Annotated in this window: 20 protein-coding genes; 11 read left to right on the plus strand and 9 right to left on the minus strand. The window is 31.0% G+C overall.

Annotated features, from left to right (window positions below; translation table 11 throughout):
- The first annotated feature begins 9 nt into the window (after window positions 1-9).
- From MBM09_RS11245 to MBM09_RS11285, 9 genes are all read left to right on the plus strand, one after another.
- Entirely contained in the window at window positions 10-750 is a 741-nt protein-coding gene (locus MBM09_RS11245; RefSeq protein ID WP_238673824.1) for a sulfite exporter TauE/SafE family protein, read from the plus strand.
- The gene (locus MBM09_RS11250; protein WP_238673825.1) at window positions 751-1,335 is read left to right on the plus strand and encodes a molybdenum cofactor guanylyltransferase; all 585 of its coding nucleotides are present in this window, start codon (window positions 751-753) and stop codon (window positions 1,333-1,335) included.
- Window positions 1,319-1,552 (plus strand): MoaD/ThiS family protein, encoded by a 234-nt coding sequence (locus MBM09_RS11255; protein WP_238673826.1) that lies wholly within the window; start codon window positions 1,319-1,321, stop codon window positions 1,550-1,552. Before MBM09_RS11250 ends, MBM09_RS11255 begins: the two co-directional genes overlap by 17 nt.
- Before the next feature lie 4 nt (window positions 1,553-1,556).
- Window positions 1,557-2,654, plus strand: a complete 1,098-nt coding sequence (gene moeB / locus MBM09_RS11260) for a HesA/MoeB/ThiF family protein (RefSeq protein WP_238673827.1) — start codon at window positions 1,557-1,559, stop codon at window positions 2,652-2,654.
- The gene (locus MBM09_RS11265) at window positions 2,644-3,087 is read left to right on the plus strand and encodes a molybdenum cofactor biosynthesis protein MoaE (RefSeq protein WP_238673828.1); all 444 of its coding nucleotides are present in this window, start codon (window positions 2,644-2,646) and stop codon (window positions 3,085-3,087) included. Before moeB ends, MBM09_RS11265 begins: the two co-directional genes overlap by 11 nt.
- A gap of 47 nt (window positions 3,088-3,134) precedes the next feature.
- Entirely contained in the window at window positions 3,135-3,500 is a 366-nt protein-coding gene (locus tag MBM09_RS11270; RefSeq protein ID WP_238673829.1) for a four helix bundle protein, read from the plus strand.
- Between the two features lie 22 nt (window positions 3,501-3,522).
- The gene (gene moaCB, locus MBM09_RS11275; protein ID WP_238673830.1) at window positions 3,523-4,434 is read left to right on the plus strand and encodes a bifunctional molybdenum cofactor biosynthesis protein MoaC/MoaB; all 912 of its coding nucleotides are present in this window, start codon (window positions 3,523-3,525) and stop codon (window positions 4,432-4,434) included.
- A 77-nt stretch (window positions 4,435-4,511) separates the two neighbouring features.
- Window positions 4,512-5,519 carry a GTP 3',8-cyclase MoaA gene (gene moaA / locus MBM09_RS11280; RefSeq protein WP_238673831.1) on the plus strand — a complete coding sequence of 336 codons (1,008 nt, stop codon included), beginning with the start codon at window positions 4,512-4,514 and terminating at the stop codon, window positions 5,517-5,519.
- Window positions 5,520-5,607: 88 nt separating this feature from the next.
- A complete protein-coding gene (locus tag MBM09_RS11285; RefSeq protein ID WP_238673832.1) occupies window positions 5,608-7,038 on the plus strand; it encodes a S41 family peptidase in 1,431 nt (476 codons plus the stop codon).
- A 76-nt stretch (window positions 7,039-7,114) separates the two neighbouring features.
- Here MBM09_RS11285 and MBM09_RS11290 read toward each other — a convergent pair whose 3' ends face one another.
- The 8 genes from MBM09_RS11290 to tilS form a co-directional block, all read right to left on the minus strand.
- A complete protein-coding gene (locus MBM09_RS11290) occupies window positions 7,115-7,513 on the minus strand; it encodes an Hsp20/alpha crystallin family protein (protein ID WP_238673833.1) in 399 nt (132 codons plus the stop codon).
- Between the two features lie 201 nt (window positions 7,514-7,714).
- Window positions 7,715-10,012: an FdhF/YdeP family oxidoreductase gene (locus MBM09_RS11295; RefSeq protein WP_238673834.1), complete on the minus strand. Its 2,298-nt coding sequence runs from the start codon at window positions 10,010-10,012 to the stop codon at window positions 7,715-7,717.
- A gap of 30 nt (window positions 10,013-10,042) precedes the next feature.
- Window positions 10,043-12,262: a xanthine dehydrogenase family protein molybdopterin-binding subunit gene (locus tag MBM09_RS11300; RefSeq protein ID WP_238673835.1), complete on the minus strand. Its 2,220-nt coding sequence runs from the start codon at window positions 12,260-12,262 to the stop codon at window positions 10,043-10,045.
- A gap of 18 nt (window positions 12,263-12,280) precedes the next feature.
- Entirely contained in the window at window positions 12,281-12,742 is a 462-nt protein-coding gene (locus MBM09_RS11305) for a (2Fe-2S)-binding protein (protein WP_238673836.1), read from the minus strand.
- 73 nt (window positions 12,743-12,815) lie between these two features.
- Window positions 12,816-13,781: a YheT family hydrolase gene (locus MBM09_RS11310; protein WP_238673837.1), complete on the minus strand. Its 966-nt coding sequence runs from the start codon at window positions 13,779-13,781 to the stop codon at window positions 12,816-12,818.
- 21 nt (window positions 13,782-13,802) lie between these two features.
- Window positions 13,803-14,435 (minus strand): TonB-dependent receptor plug domain-containing protein, encoded by a 633-nt coding sequence (locus MBM09_RS11315; protein WP_238673838.1) that lies wholly within the window; start codon window positions 14,433-14,435, stop codon window positions 13,803-13,805.
- 66 nt (window positions 14,436-14,501) lie between these two features.
- Window positions 14,502-16,142, minus strand: coding sequence for an adenine deaminase (gene ade / locus MBM09_RS11320; RefSeq protein ID WP_238673839.1), 1,641 nt, complete (start codon window positions 16,140-16,142; stop codon window positions 14,502-14,504).
- A gap of 153 nt (window positions 16,143-16,295) precedes the next feature.
- Window positions 16,296-17,606, minus strand: a complete 1,311-nt coding sequence (gene tilS / locus MBM09_RS11325; RefSeq protein WP_238673840.1) for a tRNA lysidine(34) synthetase TilS — start codon at window positions 17,604-17,606, stop codon at window positions 16,296-16,298.
- Between the two features lie 123 nt (window positions 17,607-17,729).
- On the opposite strand from tilS, the gene MBM09_RS11330 reads away from it, so the two are divergent.
- The gene (locus MBM09_RS11330; protein ID WP_238673841.1) at window positions 17,730-18,419 is read left to right on the plus strand and encodes a hypothetical protein; all 690 of its coding nucleotides are present in this window, start codon (window positions 17,730-17,732) and stop codon (window positions 18,417-18,419) included.
- Here MBM09_RS11330 and pabB read toward each other — a convergent pair.
- The gene (gene pabB / locus MBM09_RS11335) at window positions 18,416-19,708 is read right to left on the minus strand and encodes an aminodeoxychorismate synthase component I (RefSeq protein ID WP_238673842.1); all 1,293 of its coding nucleotides are present in this window, start codon (window positions 19,706-19,708) and stop codon (window positions 18,416-18,418) included. The genes MBM09_RS11330 and pabB overlap by 4 nt on opposite strands.
- Before the next feature lie 81 nt (window positions 19,709-19,789).
- Between pabB and MBM09_RS11340 the strand changes: the two genes are divergently transcribed.
- Window positions 19,790-20,680 (plus strand): aldose 1-epimerase family protein, encoded by an 891-nt coding sequence (locus MBM09_RS11340; protein ID WP_238673843.1) that lies wholly within the window; start codon window positions 19,790-19,792, stop codon window positions 20,678-20,680.
- Window positions 20,681-20,717 lie beyond the last annotated feature (37 nt).

Consider the following 20,717-nt stretch of genomic DNA (forward strand, 5'->3'; position numbering starts at 1 on the left):
TTAACATAAATGCTACAAAACGAAAACATATATCTTTTTTTATTAATCTTACCTATAGTTTCTTTTTTGTATTCTAGTGTGGGTCATGGTGGTGCTAGTGGTTATTTAGCTCTCATGGCGTTATTTTCGTTCGCTCCAGAAATCATGAAACCCACTGCTCTATTACTTAATTTGTTTGTAGCAGGTATTTCTTTTTACTATTATTTTAAAGGTGGTTATTTTAATAAAAAATTATTTTTAACATTCGCCTTAGCATCTATTCCACTGGCTTTTTTAGGTGGTACTATCGATATTGATGCCTCTATTTATAAAAAGATATTAGCTGTTTTATTAGTGTTCGCAATTTTAAAAATGTTAAATATTTTTGGAAAAGAAAGCAACACCATTAAAGATATTAAACTCTGGCAAGGACTATTGGTTGGTGGTATTATTGGTTTCTTTTCAGGATTAATAGGTATTGGTGGTGGTATTATTTTGACCCCTTTAATTCTATTGTTTCATTGGGGAAACATGAAAGAAGCCGCTGCAGTTTCCGCTTTATTTATTTGGGTGAATTCTGCTTCTGGACTAATCGGACAATTAAGTAGCGGTGTAACTATTGAAAAAGAATCATTTTTATTAGTCGCCATTGCACTTATTGGAGGAATTCTAGGTGGTTATTACGGTAGTAAAAAAATAAATAATCAGAATTTACGATACATATTAGCTTTTGTATTAATAATAGCTTGTTTTAAATTATTTTTCACTTAAATGATTGATAAAAAAGACATAACAGGAATTATTTTAGCGGGAGGTAAAAGCTCTCGCATGGGAACCGATAAAGGTTTTTTAAAGTTGAACAAAAAGCATTTTGTTCAGTATAGTATTGAGGCTTTACAACCTTTGGTTTCAGATATAATTATTGTTTCAGATAATTCAGATTATGATGCTTTTGGTTATAAACGGGTTAACGATATTGTAAAACATGCTGGTCCAGTTTCTGGAATTTATTCTGGGTTAGAAGCTTCGAAAACCGAATACAATTTAGTTCTAAGCTGCGACATTCCCTTGATTAATTCTAAGCTTTTGCAAACATTAATAAAAGGAATTGACAGCTCATCAGACGTTATACAAATTGAAAGTAATGGTAAAACTATGCCGCTTATCGCTTTATATAAAAAGCAATGTAAGGATACTTTTTATAAACTATTAGAATCTGGAGAAAGACGTCTTCGTATTGTGGTAAACAATTGCCATGTGAAAAACATATCATTAGATTTAGAAGATGATATTTACACAAAAAACATCAATACAAAAGAAGAATTAAAACAAATTGAAAATGTACATAACCATTAAATATTTTGGTCAAATAACAGAAGTTACGGGTCAAGAAGAAGAATCTATTGCCTTTTCAGGAACTTATATTTATGAGCTTTTAGAGACGCTTAACAGAAAATACAACACCTTAAAAACTAAAGATTTTAAAGTAGCTCAAAATCAAGAATTGGTTGATGAAAACACAAAAATAACAGGACACGAAATCGCATTATTACCACCGTTTGCAGGTGGATAAAAACATGAGCAGATACAACAGACATATTATTCTTTCAGAAATTGGTCAAAAAGGTCAAGATAAAATTTCCAAAGCCAAAGTATTAGTTATTGGTGCAGGTGGTTTGGGTTGCCCTGTTTTACAATATCTTGCTGCTGCTGGAGTTGGAACTCTTGGTATTATAGATTTTGATGTGGTTGAACTATCCAATTTACAACGACAGGTATTATTTGGAACTTCTTCATTAGGTGAAAACAAAGCGATTGCAGCAAAAAAACGTTTAGAAGATTTAAACGATAGTATTTCTATTATCGCTTACGCGGAAAAATTAACCTATCAAAATGCTCTTAAACTTTTTAAAGCATACGATATTATTGTTGATGGTTCAGATAATTTTGAAACCCGTTATTTAGTAAATGATGCGTCCGTAATTACAAACAAATCTCTTGTTTTTGGAGCTATTTATAAGTTTGAAGGACAAGTTTCTGTGTTTAACTACAACAACGGACCAAGCTATAGATGCCTATTTCCAAATCCGCCACAAAAAGATACTGTTCCTAATTGTTCAGACATTGGTGTTTTAGGAGTTTTACCCGGAATTATTGGTAGCATGCAAGCTAATGAGGTATTGAAAATAATTTTGGGTATTGGCACTACCCTTTCTGGAAAATTACTTTGTTACAATGCGCTGACATCAAATACTACAAACTTAAAAATCAATAAGTCTGAAGAAGCTATTAATTCAGTTTTAAAAGACATAAATAACTTTCATAAAAAACAACTTAATAATAGCTGTGAAGTTGAAATTATTGACGTTTCAATTAAAGATATGTTATCTAATAAAAACATCCAGTTTATTGATGTTCGTGAACCACATGAACACCCAAAAGTAAATGAATTACAAGTAACATACATTCCGTTAAGTATTTTAGAAAACAATATAGATCAGGTTGATAAATCAAAAGATGTAGCACTATTCTGTCAGTCTGGAATTCGAAGTAAAAAAGCAGTTTCAATATTAAAAAAATTAAATATAGATAACTGTTTTAGCATTAAAGAAGGTGCTTCAAATATTATAAATCATATTAAAGAACAACATAAAATAATGTCTAATGACAGATAAAAAACCAAAAAACGTTTTTAAACAAGGCGCCATTTCTTCAGAATTTATTGGAGAATCTATAGCAAAGCATCAAACTAAAACCAGTATTGGTGCACACAATATTTTTTTAGGTCAGGTTCGTGCCGATGTTATTGATGGAAAAACCGTTTCAGCTATTGCATACACCGCTTATGAAGATATGGCAAATGCCAAATTTCATGAAATTAGAGAAGCAGCTTTTGAGAAATTTGAACTTACTTGCATGCACATTTACCACAGTTTAGGTACTGTAAAAGCAGGAGAAATATGCTTATTCGTTTTTGTATCATCTCCTAGACGAAAAGTAGTGTTTAAAGCTTTAGAATTTATAGTTGAAGAAATAAAAGCAAAAGTTCCAGTATTTGGAAAAGAAATTTTTGAAGACGAAACTCATCAATGGAAGAAAAACACTTAGGTGTTTTTTGTGGAGTCGTTAATTTGTTTAATTGTTAAACCGTAAAAATGGCATATCAATTTTCATTTGAAAAATTAAATGTTTGGATAGATTCCAAAGAATTAGTTAAATTAATTTATCTAATTACAAAAGAATTTCCAAGTGAAGAAAAATATGGATTAACTAATCAATTACGAAGAGCTTCTATATCAATAGCTTCTAATCTAGCAGAAGGTACTTCAAGAAATACTAATAAAGATAAAGCTCATTTTACAACGTTGTCTTTTAGTTCATTAATGGAAGTATTAAATCAAATTATAATAGCAAAGGAATTAGATTTTTTAAATGAAGAAAATTATCAAATAATAAGATTGGAAATTGAAAAAATATCTAATAAGCTCAATGCTTTACGAAAAGCACAATTAAACAGTTAAACAAATAAACAAATCAACAATCATGGTTGACATCACACATAAAAGTACCACATTAAGAATCGCTGTAGCACAAGCTATTGTTAAGGTTAGCAAACCAGAAACTATTGAAGCCATAAAAAATGATACGGTTCCAAAAGGAAATGTATTTGCTATGAGTAAAGCGGCGGGGTTATTAGGGGTTAAACGCACACCAGATATTTTACCAGATTGTCATCCCTTGCCTATTGAGTTTACTGGTGTTGAGTATGAAATAAACGGATTAGAAATCACCGTTTTATTTACTGTAAAAACCATTTACAAAACAGGCGTAGAAGTTGAAGCGATGCATGGTGCTAGTGTTGTAGCTTTAAACATGTACGATATGCTAAAACCTATAGATAAAGGCATTGAGATTCATCATATTAAATTATTGAATAAAAAAGGTGGGAAATCTGATTTTAGAGATCGTTTTAGAAAGGATTTAACTGCTGCTGTTATTGTGTGTTCAGATACTATTTCTGCAGGTCAAAAAGAAGATAAAGCTGGAAAAGCAATTATTGAAAAACTGGAATCTTGTGAAGTAAAAATTGCCGATTATATTATCATTCCAGATGAAAAAGATATCATTCAAGAAAAAGCTAAAAACTATCAAAAACAAGGAGTTGATTTAATCATCTATACAGGCGGAACAGGGCTTTCAAACAGAGATGTTACACCTGAAGCTTTAACACCATTACTAGATAGACGCATTCCGGGTATTGAAGAGGCTATTAGAAATTACGGACAAGACCGAACGCCTTTTTCTATGTTATCAAGAAGCGTTGCAGGAACTATAAATGACACTTTGGTTCTCGCTTTACCAGGATCAACAAATGGTGCAAAAGAATCTATGGATGCTATTTTTCCATCGGTTTTACATGTGTTTAGAATATTAAAAGGTGCAAGACATGACTAAAATGTTTATTCGTGAAATCTTTAAACCGTTTAAGCGATTACACAATTGAACAATTCAACAATTAAACTGAGCGAAGCATGAGCGAGAATAAAAACATATTACAAGACAATTTTGGTAGAGATCATGCTTATTTGCGCATTTCGTTAATTGAACGTTGCAATTTACGTTGCACATATTGTATGCCTGCTGAAGGTGTTCAGCTGTCTCCAAAAAGCCACTTAATGACTTACGAGGAAGTATACGACATAGCCAAAAGCTTTGTAAAACATGGTGTAACTAAAATTCGTTTAACTGGTGGCGAACCATTAATACGGAAAGATATTCCTGTAATTTTAGAGAAACTAGCAACACTTCCTGTAGAATTATCCATCACATCAAACGCTATAATTATTGATAAGTTTATTGATGTTTTAAAAGCAAATGGAGTTGAAAAAATTAATGTGAGTTTAGATTCGCTTGATAAAGAAAAGTTTAAGCATATTACGCGTCGTGATCAATTTGAAAAGGTATATAATAACATTTTGTTACTCGTAGAAGAGGGTTTTAAAGTAAAAGTGAATGCGGTGTTGATGAAAGATTTTAACGATAATGAAATTATCGATTTTATTAATTTCACTAAAGATTTACCCATATCAGTTCGGTTTATAGAATTTATGCCTTTTGATGGCAATAAATGGGATATGAGTAAGATGGTTTCTTATGCTGATGTAATGAATTATGTAAACACTTCTTTCCAAAAAGAAGAAATAGAACGCTTACAAGATGCTCCAAATGACACATCTAAAAACTATAAAATAAAAGGTTATAAAGGCAGTTTTGCAATAATTAGTTCGGTAACCAATCCGTTTTGTGATTCTTGCAACAGGCTACGTTTAACAGCAAACGGACAATTAAAAAACTGTTTATTTTCTTCCACTGAATCCGATTTATTAACCACACTTCGTAATGGAAAACCTATTGAACCCATTATTCAAAAAGCAGTTCAGGCAAAATTTAAAATTCGTGGTGGTATGGATACTTTAAAAAAATTACAAGAACCTAAATTTCATAACAATAACAGGAGTATGATTACAATAGGCGGTTAATTATTTATATAATATCTTAGTAGCTAAACTTTTAAACAAAAGTGTAACATGCTGTAACATCGTTACTCTTTTAATAGACCGAAACTATATGAGAATTCAAATTTTAATACTACTAACTTCAATTTTGGCTGTTTCCTGTCAAAAAAATGAAAAGAAAAACATAGAAAAAGAGAAAATTAGTCTAAATGGAAATTGGGAATATCTTGGATTTGGGAAAGCAATAGTTATTGGTGATAGTATTGTAAAAAGCTTTCATACCTCATCAGTAGGAAATGTACAAACATCAACTAATTCAACAACTGATTTTTTTAATTACTATAGTGTTCATACCATATCAAACGATACAATTTTATTAAAAGACGGAGTGAAAATTTTCAAACTTTATAGACAGAATGAAGATTTTTCAAAAAAAGTGAATGAAGAATTAGCAAATGACCCAAAATACAATTTTGAAGTATTATGGAATACCTTCAATGAACAATATTGTTACTTTGAAGAAAGAAATATTGACTGGAACAGCATTTACAAAAAATATGAACCTCAAGTAAATTCCAATACCAACCCTTTAGAATTATATCTCACTTTTGAAAAAATGCTCAATGAAATAAAAGACGGACATATTTCTATTGACTTGCCTGATGAGCTAGAAGAAGACTACGAGAAACATTTAATAAATAATAATGATGAGGAAGCTGAGGAAGATTTTCCTGATGGATTAGAAAAAAAAGTAAAAAACTTAATCATTGAAAAACACTTAAAAAAAGTAAAAAGTTTTAATCAAGGGGAACTAAAATGGGGAATGGTTAATAAAGATATTGCCTATATTCAAACATCAAATATGATTAGTTGGGCGAATTATAATATTTCAGATACTTTATCTACTAAGGAATTTTGGTCTGAATGGTGGAAAAACCTTAACCAAGCGAACAACTATCACGATGATGTTGCAAATGGTACTCGTTTTATAATGGACTATATTACGAACTCTTTAGTAAATACAAAAGCTTGTATTATTGATTTGAGATTTAATAGTGGTGGTTTTGATGATGTTTCTGTAGAAATACTAAATCATTTTGTAAATAAAAAAACTGATATTTGCACAAAAAAAGTAAGATTGGGAAAAGGGTTCACAGAAAAACAAACTATGAGTTTAATACCATCTGAAAATAATTTTAAAGGAAAATTATTTATTCTAACAAGTCATGAAACAGCAAGTGCCGCTGAATTATTAGTATTAGGAAGTAAAGAAATTCCAAATTCTAAAATTATTGGTTCTACAACAGAAGGTGTTTTTTCTGATATTTTACATAAAAAACTTCCAAATGGATGGAGATATGGATTATCTAATATGATTTACGAATCTTTAGATGGAGTTAGTTATGAAGAAATTGGAATTGCACCTGATTATGAACTAGAGTATCCTGTAAAATCTAAAGATTTTTACGAATATCTTCTCTCGGATATAAAAGATGGAGACGATGCAATAGAAAAAGTAATTGAGGAGATAAAAGCTGAATAAAAATTCTGCCCAAAATACATTCTAAAAACCCGACATAAGATATAACTATTAGCGACTAATTAGATTATTTGTGAGTTTAATTAGAAGATTTAAACAAATCAAAACTTAAAGTTTCGTTTTTATAATCCACAGAAATCTTATTTCTTACAACATTCTCAGGAAGTGGTAGTCTCCTCTTAAAATAAGCTGAAGGATAACAGTATGAATGTCTTTTCCCATCATTATCTTCTTGAGATTTTCCATACTTTTTATCAGTTGTAACAACTAAATCATTACTATTATTTATATAAAAATTAAAATCTTCTTTAATATAACCAGGTAATTTAAGCTCGTAATGAAACTTAGATGCTGTTTCTTTAATTTTAACATCAGACAATTCCTTACCTTTGTTTGGTTTTATATTTAAAAAATGATTTCTGGATAACATACCAGAATCTCTACGTTTGTTTGGATTTTGTGTTTTACTTAGGGACATGGTTTTTTTATTATAATTTTGAACGTTTAGTTGGATAATTTCTATAAAACACTAGAAATTTATAACATACCGTATTAGTATGATGATCAAGGTTGGTATTCAACTAAAAATACAATAATTTCTAAAATTAAACAACTCAGAACCACGCTTTAACATTGATTTTTAATTATTTAACATAATTACAATAATTTTAAAATTGAATTAACTAACAGCTTCAACAGTAATAATTACACTTTTTGAAGCTGGTGTTTTAGCTGTATGTGCAAAACTATCTAAAGGCACAAGTACATTAGTTTCAGGAAAGTATGTTGCACAACAGTTTTTAGGAATATCGTACCCAACAACTTTAAATTTATTAGCTTGTCTTAACACCCCTTTATATTCAGATTTTAAATTAACTACTTGATGTTCTTCAAGGTTTCTAGCTTTCATATCATCATGATTCATAAAAATGATTCGGCGTTCATTAAAAACACCTCTATATCTATCATCTAACCCATAAATTGTGGTATTGAATTGGTCGTGACTGCGAATTGTCATCATAATCAATTCATTATCTTTCAGCTTCCAATTAGGTAGTTTATTAATGGAAAAATTAGCTTTTCCAGATTTTGTATTGAATTTTCTAACTCTGGCACCATTAGGCAAATAAAACCCTGACGGATTTTTTAATCGGTTGTTATAATCTGTAAAACCATCAACAACTTCCTCAATATCATTTCTAACTAAATTATAATCATCTCTATATTGCAACCAATTGATTTTAGAACGCTCTTTTAAGGTAGCATTTGCAATACCGCAAACTACAGCAACCTCACTCATTAAATGATCTGAACAAGGTTCTAAAACTCCTTTTGTAGACGATACAACACCCATAGAATTCTCTACACTTTGGGTTTGAATCCCAGTTTTTTGATAATCTTTTTCGGTTCTACCTAAACATGGTAATATCAAAGCTTCTTTACCTGTAACTAAATGCGATCGATTTAATTTTGTGCTTACATGAACGGTTAAATTACAATTGGCCAAGGCTTGTGCAGCATAACTAGTATCTGGAACTGCTGAAATAAAATTACCACCTAAACCAAAAAATACTTTCGCTTTCTTTTCATACATCGCTTTAATGGCATCAATTACAGAATACCCATGTTTTGTTGTGGGTTTAAAACCGTATTTCGTTTCTATTTTATCTAAAAAAGCTTGTGGAGCAGATTCCCAAATACCAACAGTTCTATCGCCTTGAACATTTGAATGTCCACGAACAGGACAAGTTCCTGCCCTTTCTTTACCAATGCTTCCTTTTAGTAACAATAGATTAACAAGTTCTCTAATATTATCAACAGCATTTTGATGCTGTGTTAAACCCATTGCCCAACAAATAATAATGTTGTTGTTATTCAAAATTAAATTGAACACCTCATTAAAAATAGCTTCAGTAACTCCTGAAGCTTCAAGACATTCTTCAAAATTATAGGTTTTTAAATCGGATATAAAAGCATCATATCCTTCTGTATAATTTTCAATAAAATCTTTATCGAATACATTACCAACCTTCTCCTCTTTTTCTAATAATTTAAGAAGTATTGCTTTAAAAAAGGCCACATCTCCATTTATAGTTACAGGTACAAACACATCGGATATTGCAGTGCCACCAGTTAGTAATTTTAATGGTTTTTGAGGATTGGTGAATTTGATAAGACCTACTTCTGGAAGCGGATTTACAGCTATTATTTTACCTCCATTTTTTTTACATTTCTCTAAAGCTGTTAACATTCTAGGGTGGTTAGTTGCTGGGTTTTGCCCAATTACCATAACCACTTCTGCTTTATATAAATCGTCTAAAGTTACCGAGCCTTTGCCAATACCCAATGTTTCGGATAAAGCACTTCCACTAGCTTCATGACACATATTTGAGCAATCTGGTAAATTAGCTGTACCAAATTCACGCACAAATAATTGGTATAAAAAAGCAGCTTCGTTTGTTGTTCTACCTGATGTATAGAAAACAGCTTCATCAGGACTATCTAGTGTATTTAAATGTTCTCCAACTTTTTCAAAAGCTTTACCCCAAGAAATAGGTACATAATGCGAAGCACCTTCTTCAAGAAACATCGGTTCTGCCAAACGACCTGATTTCCCAATTTCAAAATCTGATAAAGCAGATAATTCATCCACAGAATGTTTAGCAAAAAAATCTTGACCAATAGTTTTATTCTGAGCCTCCTCAGCTATAGCTTTTATTCCATTTTCGCAGTATTCACCAATATTGGAGCGTTCATCATCTGGATCTGGCCATGCACAACCTGGGCAATCAAAACCTCCTTTTTGATTCATCTTTAAGGATAGTTTCAAAGCATCAGAAGTCTTCATATACTTAGTAACCTGACTAAGTGTAGATTTTATGGATGCAAAGCCAGCACTGTTTTTTAAAGGCGTACTTGTTTTTAAGCCTAAAAACTTTTCTGGTGTTTTAGCTTTTTCTTCTGGAGTTTTACTCATTAATTAATGGCTATTTATAAAAAGTCAAATTTAGCCAATAACTTTCTCACCAACATTCATATTACTCATGTATGGTTGTTTTGTGAGTCTTTTGCCTGTTGCTTTGTATATAGCATTTGCAACTGCAGCCCCAACTGGAGGTAATGTGGGTTCTCCTAAACCGGTTGGTGCTATATCGTTTTCTACAAAATGAACATCTACTTTTGGTGTTTGTCCCATTCTTATAAGTTGATAAGTGTTGAAATTATTAGATTGTGGTTTACCATTCTCAAATCCAAAGTCAGAATACATCGTGTGACCAATACCGTCAATAATACCACCTTTTACTTGATTTAGAGCTCCTAATGGATTTACAACAACACCACAATCAACTGCACAAGTCACCTTCTTTACACTTGGTATACCATTTTCCATTACGATATCTGCAACTTCAGCTACATGTGAATTATGACAATAATACACTGAAAACCCTTGATAAACATTCGAATCTGTTTTACCCCAATTAGATTTTTCAATAGCTAATTTTATAACGCCTTGTAATCGTTCTGGGCTATATTCAATTTTTGGATCTGGATTGTTCTTTACATTTTCCAATAAATCTAAATGCAATTGAATACGATCTACTCCCATCTCTTCGGCAATTTCATCAAAAAAGCTTTGTTCTGCACTTGCTAAAAAGTTAGTATATGGCGCTCTCCAAGCTCCTGTAGTTATGTTGCTTTGATAATTCGCAGTGTCAACCTTATAATTTTCTAAAGCACCTGCCGGAAAGAAATTTGGTATTAAACCATACATATTCCCATTAATACAAGCTTCTTTTAAATGATAACCTGTAAGTTTTCCATCTTTAATTGAAGCTGCAATTTTATATTTTGTTGACGGACGATAAACCCCAGTATTCATATCATCTTCTCTTGTAGAAACCATTTTAACTGGTTTTTTTATAGCATCTGAAATTTCTACAGCTTCTATAGCAAAATCACTATATAAACGTCTTCCAAAACCGCCACCCATTCTGGTCATTTCTACTTCAATATCTTCAATCTCTCTATCTAATAATGCAGATGCCACTTTTGCTGCTTCTTCTGGTGTTTGAATAGGACCAACTAAACGTACTTTTTCTGGAGTAACACTTGCGAAAAAGTTCATAGGTTCCATACAATTATGTGGTAAAAAAGGCGCCTCATATGTACGTTCAATAACCTTATCGGCTTCGGCAAATGCTTTTTTTACATTACCATCAGACCTTCTGGTATCAAACTTATTACCATCTAATAATTCTGATAGTTTTTGGTTGTGTAATTGTGTATCCTCTAAAGGTGTTTCTACTTTCCAGGTTGCTTTAATAGCATTTTTTCCTTTTATAGCAGCCCAAGTTGAATTTGCAATTACAACAACTTTATCTGTAGTACTTGAAATAGCGGTCCAACTAATATATCCTTTATTTAAGAAGTTTCTTGTTTTTTCACCAATTGTAATAACATCTATAACTCCAGGTTGTGCTTTAGCTGCTGTTGCATCAAAAGTATCTAAAACCTGTCCGAAAGCAGGTGGTCTTAAAACCGAGGCGTAAACCATACCTTCTTCTTTGTAATCTAAACCAAATAAAGGTTTTCCTGTTATAATTTTATCTATATCAACATTGGCGGTTGCTTTACCAATAATGGTAAAATCTTTTGGGTCTTTAAGCGATACATTTTCTGGAACTTCCATTCCTGCGGCATCTTTTACAACATCACCATAGCCTAAAGTTTCCCCATTTGAATTTGTAATAACACCCTGTTTAGCTGAGCATTCTGAAGCATCAACTCCCCATTTTGCAGCTGCTGCATTAACAAGCATTTGTTTTGCTGTAGAACCTGTTTGTCTTAACGGATCCCAATTTTGTCTTATTGACTGACTGCCTCCTGCTATTTGATTTTTATAATTTTTTGTATCTAAAACTCCTTGTTGAACGTAAACATCTTCCCAAGGCACATCCAACTCTTCTGCAATAAGCATTGGCATTGATGTTTTTACACCTTGACCAATTTCTGGATTAGGTGAAAAAATAGTCACTTTACCTTCATCTGAAATTTTAATAAAGGCATTAAAATCGTTAAAATTTAACTGACTAATATCTACTGGAACTTTCGCTTCTGGTTTGCAGGCATTAAATAAATTAAAACCTATTAATATACCGCCACTGGCTAAAGCTGAAGATTTTAAAAATGATCTTCTGCTGAATGTTAATGTTTTTGAAGGTGTCATTATTTTATATTTGATAGGTTAACTTAATTTTTCTGAAGCTACTTTTACAGCTTCTTCAATACTATTGTAGGATGCACATCTACAAATATTACCATGCATGGCATTTCGTATTTCTTCATTACTCGGATTCGGATTTCTATTTAAAAACGCAGATGCCGTCATAATTTGTCCGGATTGACAATAACCACATTGCGGCACATCAATTTCTTTCCAGGCTTCTTGTACAGGATGCGTTCCATCTTCAGAAAGTCCTTCAATTGTAGTGATATCCATACCTTCAGCTTGAGATACCTGAAGCAAACAACTACGCATGGCATTACCATCTACATGTACTGTACAGGCGCCACATTGTCCAATACCACAACCGTATTTAGTTCCTACTAAATCTATCTGGTCTCTTAAAACCCACAATAATGGTGTATCCATATCTGCTTCAACAGTATAGGTTTTATTATTAATTTTTAAGTTGAATGTTGGCATAGTGTTAAATAATTGGTTCTTATTTTATTTGCTATTAAATGTACAAAAAAACAAAAGTGGTTTTATGAATTTATTAACGTTTTAACATAGTTTTAGTAAATTCTAAAGCTCTTTTTTCATTATAGTAAATATTATTTTTATCAATAAATCCAACATGACCTCCATGATTTGGCATTTCTAAAAATAAATTATGGTTAGTTTTGGCTTCTTTAACAGGGTAACATTCTGCAGATAAAAATGAATCGTTTAAGGCATTTATAATTAATGATGGTATTTTAATATTTGGAAGAAATTGTAAGCAACTTGACTTCTCGTAATATTCTAAAGCATCTTTAAAACCGTGTGCTTTTGAGGTATAAACATTATCAAAATCTAATAATGTTTTTATGGAATTCACTTCTTCTAAACTCAATTCATTCGAATAAAGTTTCTGTTTTGTTTTTAGATGATTGACTAAATCTTTTAAAAACCTATCATGAAATAATTTGTTTTTTACTTTATGAAGTTCTTTACAAGAACCATTTAAATCACAAGGTACAGAAATAGATATTACCGCTTTAACTTCATTAGGTACATCGTTTCCTTCACCTACATATTTTAACACCACATTCCCACCCAAACTAATACCTTTTAAATAGATTTCGGAATAGTTTTTTGTGGAAATAGCATGTTTTATAACCGTTTCTAAATCTTTAGTTTCACCAGAATGATAACTATAATAATTTAAGTTAGTTTCTTCGCTACAGCCTCTAAAATTAACACAAACAGCATCTACTCCATTTTTATTAAAGAGTTTAGCTGCACCAGTCATGTAAGGGCGTTTGGAATGCCCTTCTAAACCATGCAATAAAATAATTAGCTTATTGGTTTTTGATTCAGAATAACTCCAATCTAAGTCTAAAAAATCTCCATCTGAAAGTGTTATTCGTTCACGCTCTTGGGCTAAAGATACACGTCTTGCTAAACCTGAATATACGGTTGAAACAAATCCGTTTTTAAAGTAAAATACAGGTTTGTAATTACTTGTCAATAAAGGCATTTACTGCAAGTTATTAGATGATTACTTAATTAGGGTTATAAGAATAACCCCATTAGCCCCTCTTACACCGTATTCAGCAGCTTTGGAATCTTTAATGATTGTTACCGATTTAATTTGATTAGGGTCTATGTCAATTATATTACTCACAGGAGAACCATTAACTATAAAAAGAGGATCTGTAGAACTGTTAAAACTAGTTATACCTCTTATAACCACTCGGTTATCACCACTTACTTGAACACCACTAACTCTGGCTCTAAAATAATCGTAAACAGTATTATACACCATCTGCGATTTTATGTTTTTTACTTTTTTTCTATTCATAATAGAAATTAAATCGATATTTGCACTATCACTAACAAAAATCACATTTAAGTCCTTTTCGCCATTATATTCTAACTCTTTATAACCATAAACAGAAGAAATAAACTTGAGTTTTTCAGGTTTGTAATCCAGTTTTAACTTAAATAGCCCCTTGCGATTGGTTTTACTATTATTTTCAATATCATCTACCAAAATTGAAGCATTTACTACAGGTCTACCAATTGAATCTATCGCAGTCCCCTTTATTATGACTTTAGAGTTTTTCTGAGCATTAATAACAGAAAAACAAAAACAGATAAAAATTAATAAATAGCTTGTTATTCTTTTCATATCAATTTATTTTTAATAAAATTACAACAAATAAAAATAACGTAAAATTTTCTGCTTCAGAAATAATTAACAAACCAAATCAACAAATTCAAATGTATCTCCATTAAACAATCCTTTATCACTTAATTTAAGTGATGGGATGACCAATAAAGCCATAAATGATAAGGTCATATATGGTGCATTTAATTTAGAACCTAATTGTTTTGCCATTGCATCTAATTCAGCATATTGCTTACCTACAGTTTCACCATCTTTATCACTCATAATTCCAGCTACTGGTAACGGAACTATTTTTTCTTCGGTATTAGAAACCGTACAAATACCGCCTTTATTTTTAATTAATAGATTTACCGCTTTGCATATAGACTCATCGTTAACTCCTACAGCTATAATATTGTGTGAATCATGACCAACTGAACTTGCTATAGCACCTACTTTTAAACCAAAATTTTTGATAAATGCGATAGCAGGTTTGTCATCGTTATAACGATTAACCACAGTCATTTTTAAAATATCTTCTTCTATATTAGAAACCAAATTTCCTTCTGAAATTAAAGCATTAGAGAAAATCTCATTGGTTACTAACTGGCCTTCTAAAGCTTCAATAACTCGTATTTTAACTTGTTCTGAACGCAGTCGAAGTGCTGAAGATTCAAATCTAAAATCGGAAACCTGTTTTTTATTACAATTGAAATTATTTAGATTTTTAAACGAAACTTGTTTAATCATAGATTCACCTTCATCAAAAACCAATTCCCCGTTAATGTATGTTTGAAGCGTTTTAAAATCTTTTAAATCTTCAACTACAATAAAATCTGCATCATCGCCTTCCTTTAATAAACCAACATCTAAATTGTAATGCTTAACAGGGTTTACACAAGCTACTTGCAGTACTTTAAACACATCAATACCTTTTGCAACAGCTCTTGCACATAATTTATTAATATGGTCTACTATTAAATCGTCCGGATGTTTGTCATCACTACAAAACATCATATTTTCAAAATGCTCTGGAAGCAAATTTATTAATGCTTCAAAATTCTTAGCAGCACTACCCTCTCGAATTAATACTTTCATCCCTTTTTGAAGTTTCTCAAAGGCTTCCTCATAAGTAAAACACTCATGATCAGTTGAAATTCCGGCACTTATATATTTTGAAATGTCATCTCCTCTTAAACCAGGTGCATGACCATCAATGGGTTTATTATAATGTTTAGCCCAAGCTAATTTTTTCATTACCTCTTCGTCATCGAACAAAACTCCAGGATAGTTCATCATTTCTGCTAAATACTTGATATCTGGATTTTCAAGTAGTGTTTTAATGGCATCAGAATCTATAACCGCTCCTGCCGATTCAAAATTTGTTGCTGGCACACAAGATGGTGCACCAAAATTGAATTTAAATGGTACTTTTTTACCGTTTTTAATCATAAACTCAACACCTTCAACACCTAAAACGTTTGCTATTTCGTGTGGGTCTGAAACTGTTGCCACAGTACCATGAGTTACGGCTAATTTTGCAAACTCACTGGGCACTAACATAGAACTTTCTATATGAATATGTGCATCTACAAATCCAGGAAGTATATAATGGTTTACATCATGTTGTTTTTCTTTAATAGATTGAATTTTTCCATTTTTTAAAGTGATTTCTCCTTTGTAAATACGTTTATTTTCTATATCGACTATTTGTCCTTGTAATTTCAAATTGATGTTAATTTATGATTAAAACACTTCGACGAGCTCAGTGTGACATATGATTTTTGAATTGTGTTTTCTAAATCATTTAATATTTTTAATAAAAATGGATTCCGCATCACACTTCGACTGTGCTCAGTGGGACAGTGCGGAATGACAAAGTTATTGTAATTCAATTTTTAAAAATTGCTTCGTACTTTCTGTAACCTTAAATCTATTATCTGCTCGCCTATTTATAACCCAAACAATAGCTTCTCCAGAGCATAGCAACCATGTGTTTTCTTTATCTAAAAGTGATAATTTTTCGTCCTTAAAATATTTACTAAGCTTCTTTTTACCTGACATTCCTAGAGGATAAAATACATCGCCTTCCTGCCATTTACGAACTGTTAATGGGTACTCCAGTTTATCTTTATCTACAAATATGACATTGGTTCGTTTTCCAAAAATCGCATCAGCTTCATCAAAAAGCAAAATACCAAATGTCATTTCTATGCGCTTACTGTTTTCTTCAATTGTATAACTTTTTACGTTATCTATAGTTATTTTACTCAACAACAAATGTTCTCTATTTTTAATTAATCTATACCTTTCAGAAAACACTTGTTTGCCAGTTTCGGCATCTAATAAATTAACAATATCATCCCATTGTGTAAAGCCAAATTCTTTAAGTGATTCGTACAAATAAGGTTTGGGATTGTTTAGCTTTTTAAATTCAGAAACTTTAAACTTAACTTCATTACCTTCAATAGTATCGATGGCTTTATTTAAAAAGTCATCAACACTATCAGCAACGATATTCGCGGTATCGTTTAAATTATTTAAAGTGTTTTGAAAACTTTGTAGTAAACTTGGATTAATATCCTTTAAAATGGGTATAACTTCATGCCGCAATTTATTTCGCAAATATTTAACCGATTTATTACTACTATCATCTGTCCATTTTATATGGTTTTCTTGAGCGTAGTTTTCAATATCTTGACTAGAAAATGGTAAAAGTGGTCTTACAAATTTCCCATTAACTTCTGGTATTCCTGTTAATCCTTCTAAACCTGTGCCTCTTGTAAAATTAATTAAAAAAGTTTCAAGATTATCATCGGCATGATGCGCGGTTAAAATGTAATCGAACTGTAATTGCTCAGCTAATTCTTCAAACCATGTATAACGTAATTCGCGTGCTGCCATTTGAATGGAGCGCTTGTTATCTTGTGCATATTTTTCGGTGTCAAAACTTTCAATAAACACTTCTAAATCTAAATCATCTGCCAATTGCAAAACAAATTCTTCATCAGCATCACTTTCTTTTCCGCGTAAATTAAAATTGCAATGTACCAGTGAAATATTCAGTTTTAAATCATGACATAAATGCGTTAAAACCACACTATCTACTCCGCCAGAAATAGCAATTAACAACTTGCTTTTTTCTAAGAAAGAGAGCTTGTTTTTTATATGATTTTGAAATTTTTCTAGCATACGTCCAAATATACAACTTTGGCTATTTAATATGCACTTTGTTTTGTAGCGAAATGACATTTATCATATAATAACATCTTTAATTTCGTAATTTTAAAGTATTAATTATTAATACCTTTTATTATGTGTTCTCTAGAAAAATTAAACGATAAAGCGACCCAAACTGCTTTTGATAAAAAAGTAGTTTCTGTAACGCAACATTTACGAGCTTATACAAACCATAGATTATACATTGCAGAGTCAACAGGTATTATTCCTAAAAACATGTATACTTCTAATGATTTGATAGATGAAGGAATCGCTAAATTTTACGAAAGAGGTTACAATATTGACGATGATATCTCCCAAATAAAATTGAAACTCTTTAAAATAGTTGATAATGATTTAAATGAGCTTTTTAAAAACGAAGCATTTCATAAAAACACCATGAGTACCCATTCTATTTTAGAAGAAGAATTAGATGGTTTAGAGGAAAAATTTACTGTTGATGAAGACTTTGATTTAATAATGAATGAGGAATTAAGTGATATTTCTTATAAACAAGACCAAAACAATGATGTATTTGTTTATGATAACGAAAATGAAGCCATTAAAAGTGCTTTTGAAATTTCTGATATTTCTTCTACTCGTAACAAACATTTATTAGGAAAAATATATACTTGGTTACCTTTAAACGTATCTGGTATTGTTGATTTATTTGTTTTCGGAAATTTAAGTTTTGATGAAATTGCCAAAGTAAAATCTATAGAAGCCAGACGCGTAGAACGTGTTTTAGAATTAGCTATTGAAGATTTTAAACAACACTTACGTTAATTTTCTAAAACGGTTCGCATAGCTTTGGCTTTAACAAGGCATTCTTCGTATTCTTTAAGTGGGTTACTTTTTGCTGTAATGGCTCCACCTACAGAGTAGGATACATATTTTTTAGTGTCGTTATAAAGTATGCTTCTAATAACTACGTTAAAGTCGAAATCGCCTTCTGGAGAAAAATACCCAACAGTTCCAGAATAGAGTCCGCGTTTAGTTTCCTCTAACTCTTCAATAATTTTCATTGCAGAAATTTTAGGAGCACCCGTCATACTTCCCATTGGGAAAGTACTTTTTATAACATCCACAGGGTGTGTGTTTACATCAATTTTAGAAGTGACAGTAGAAATCATTTGATGCACTTGATCAAATGTATAAATTTTGCATAATTCCTCTACCTTAACACTACCTTTTAAAGCAGTTTTAGAAAGATCGTTTCTCACTAAATCCACAATCATGATATTTTCGCTACGCTCCTTTTCATCATTCAATAAATCAGATTTTAACTGCTCATCCTCTTTTACATTATCAGATCGTTTTGCAGTTCCTTTTATAGGCTGAGAAATAATAGTTTCTTTTTCCTTTTTTAAATACCTTTCTGGTGAAGCAGATAATAAATACTTATCATCACACTTTAAAAACGTAGCAAATGGCGGATTTGAAATAGTATTTAGTTTGTTGTAGGTTTCTAATGGATTTATTGCTGTGTTTTCTGCATAAAATTCCTGACAAAAATTGGCTTCATAAATATCACCTCGATGAATATGATCCAACATGTTATTTACTTTTTCAAAGTACTCGTCCTTATGAATTCTTAAATGAATTTTAATTGGGTCTGTTGGCTGTTCAATTTTTAAATGGTTTGATGACTGAATATCATTTAAATCACTTTCAATGTCGTCATCAACCATATTTAAATACAAGATTTCTACATAATTATCTTTAAAAAAAAATAGTTTTTTGGGTTGAAAAAAGTATAAATCAGGAAACTCCAAACCATCAAAATTAGTAGACTTTAAAACTTCTACATCATTCTTTAAATCGTAGGTTAAATATCCAAAAATCCAATCTTTAGTAATGGTTTGATATTCTTTTAATTTCTCAAACCCTTGAAGGTAATCGGTTTTTATACTTGTAAAAGCATCAACAGCTAAAACAGCATCATAATTGGCGTATTTTTGATTGTAATTGTTAGAATCTAACCAAACTACATCATCAAATTGCTGTGCCCAAATCAGTAATTGATTTTTAAAAGTTTTAGCGTTTTTTAATGTATGAATTTGTTTTGTCCTCAACAGAAAATATTATGGAGCAAAGTTACTTAGAATACTTAAAAAATTAAGATTTTTGTAAATTAGTTTAAATATATAAATAGCATGTACACATTACAGAATAATAAACTTAAAATAGCTGTTAAAAAAATTGGAGCAGAACTTTGTGAGGTTTCCTCAACAAAACATAACACTCAATTTATGTGGGATGCAAACCCTGAAGTTTGGGGCAGTTATGCACCTAACTTATTCCCTATTATTGGCGCTTTAAAAGACGATTCCTACACGTTTGAAGGTGCGTCATATACTCTTCCAAAACATGGATTTGTTCGTCATAATCAAGATATTAAACTTCACAAACAAACTGAAAACAGCTTAACTTTTAAGTTATCTTACAATGATGCTTTGTTAGAAATGTATCCTTTTAAATTTGAGTTTTACATTAGTTACACGCTAATTGATAATACTATAGAAATTTTACATACCATAAAAAACTGCGACACAAAAACCATGTATTTCTCGGTTGGTGGACATCCCGCTTTTAAATGCCCTGTTTATAATAACGAAAACTATAATGACTATTCCTTAGAGTTTGAACATGTTGAAAACGCTAAGCGACACCTTATTGAAATGGAAACTGGTCTTATTTCAAATAAAACAGAAACGGTTTTCAACAATTCTAATATTTTAGATTTGAATCATGAACTTTTTGATAGAGACGCATTGGTTTTCAAAGATTTAACCTCTAGAAAAGTGAGTTTAAAAAGTAAAAATCATGGAACTATCTTAACTGTAAGTTATCAAGATTTCAACTATTTAGGTATTTGGGCAAAACCTACAGGTAATTACGTTTGTATTGAACCTTGGTTAGGAATTGCAGATAGTGTAAACACCAACCAAAAGTTAATTGAAAAAGAAGGAATTATAGCTTTACAAACAGATAAAACCTTTAAAGCTGCTTACCAAATTGAAATAGAAAACACACATTTAATTTAAACTAGAATAATAAGCTTAACTTTGCCAGCAAAATAGC

This window comes from Flaviramulus sp. BrNp1-15, from assembly GCF_022259695.1.
GTDB lineage: Bacteria > Bacteroidota > Bacteroidia > Flavobacteriales > Flavobacteriaceae > BrNp1-15.

What these genes read in the sequence shown, in the direction of transcription:
- MBM09_RS11315 (WP_238673838.1), bottom strand. Translation starts at nt 14,435, where the DNA reads ATGAAAAGAATAACAAGCTATTTATTAATTTTTATCTGTTTTTGTTTT.
- MBM09_RS11300 (WP_238673835.1), bottom strand. Translation starts at nt 12,262, where the DNA reads ATGACACCTTCAAAAACATTAACATTCAGCAGAAGATCATTTTTAAAA.
- MBM09_RS11340 (WP_238673843.1), top strand. Translation starts at nt 19,790, where the DNA reads ATGTACACATTACAGAATAATAAACTTAAAATAGCTGTTAAAAAAATT.
- MBM09_RS11255 (WP_238673826.1), top strand. Translation starts at nt 1,319, where the DNA reads ATGTACATAACCATTAAATATTTTGGTCAAATAACAGAAGTTACGGGT.
- MBM09_RS11245 (WP_238673824.1), top strand. Translation starts at nt 10, where the DNA reads ATGCTACAAAACGAAAACATATATCTTTTTTTATTAATCTTACCTATA.
- moeB (WP_238673827.1), top strand. Translation starts at nt 1,557, where the DNA reads ATGAGCAGATACAACAGACATATTATTCTTTCAGAAATTGGTCAAAAA.
- tilS (WP_238673840.1), bottom strand. Translation starts at nt 17,606, where the DNA reads ATGCTAGAAAAATTTCAAAATCATATAAAAAACAAGCTCTCTTTCTTA.
- moaA (WP_238673831.1), top strand. Translation starts at nt 4,512, where the DNA reads ATGAGCGAGAATAAAAACATATTACAAGACAATTTTGGTAGAGATCAT.
- MBM09_RS11270 (WP_238673829.1), top strand. Translation starts at nt 3,135, where the DNA reads ATGGCATATCAATTTTCATTTGAAAAATTAAATGTTTGGATAGATTCC.
- MBM09_RS11310 (WP_238673837.1), bottom strand. Translation starts at nt 13,781, where the DNA reads ATGCCTTTATTGACAAGTAATTACAAACCTGTATTTTACTTTAAAAAC.
- MBM09_RS11290 (WP_238673833.1), bottom strand. Translation starts at nt 7,513, where the DNA reads ATGTCCCTAAGTAAAACACAAAATCCAAACAAACGTAGAGATTCTGGT.
- MBM09_RS11295 (WP_238673834.1), bottom strand. Translation starts at nt 10,012, where the DNA reads ATGAGTAAAACTCCAGAAGAAAAAGCTAAAACACCAGAAAAGTTTTTA.
- MBM09_RS11305 (WP_238673836.1), bottom strand. Translation starts at nt 12,742, where the DNA reads ATGCCAACATTCAACTTAAAAATTAATAATAAAACCTATACTGTTGAA.
- moaCB (WP_238673830.1), top strand. Translation starts at nt 3,523, where the DNA reads ATGGTTGACATCACACATAAAAGTACCACATTAAGAATCGCTGTAGCA.
- MBM09_RS11250 (WP_238673825.1), top strand. Translation starts at nt 751, where the DNA reads ATGATTGATAAAAAAGACATAACAGGAATTATTTTAGCGGGAGGTAAA.
- MBM09_RS11330 (WP_238673841.1), top strand. Translation starts at nt 17,730, where the DNA reads ATGTGTTCTCTAGAAAAATTAAACGATAAAGCGACCCAAACTGCTTTT.
- MBM09_RS11285 (WP_238673832.1), top strand. Translation starts at nt 5,608, where the DNA reads ATGAGAATTCAAATTTTAATACTACTAACTTCAATTTTGGCTGTTTCC.
- MBM09_RS11265 (WP_238673828.1), top strand. Translation starts at nt 2,644, where the DNA reads ATGACAGATAAAAAACCAAAAAACGTTTTTAAACAAGGCGCCATTTCT.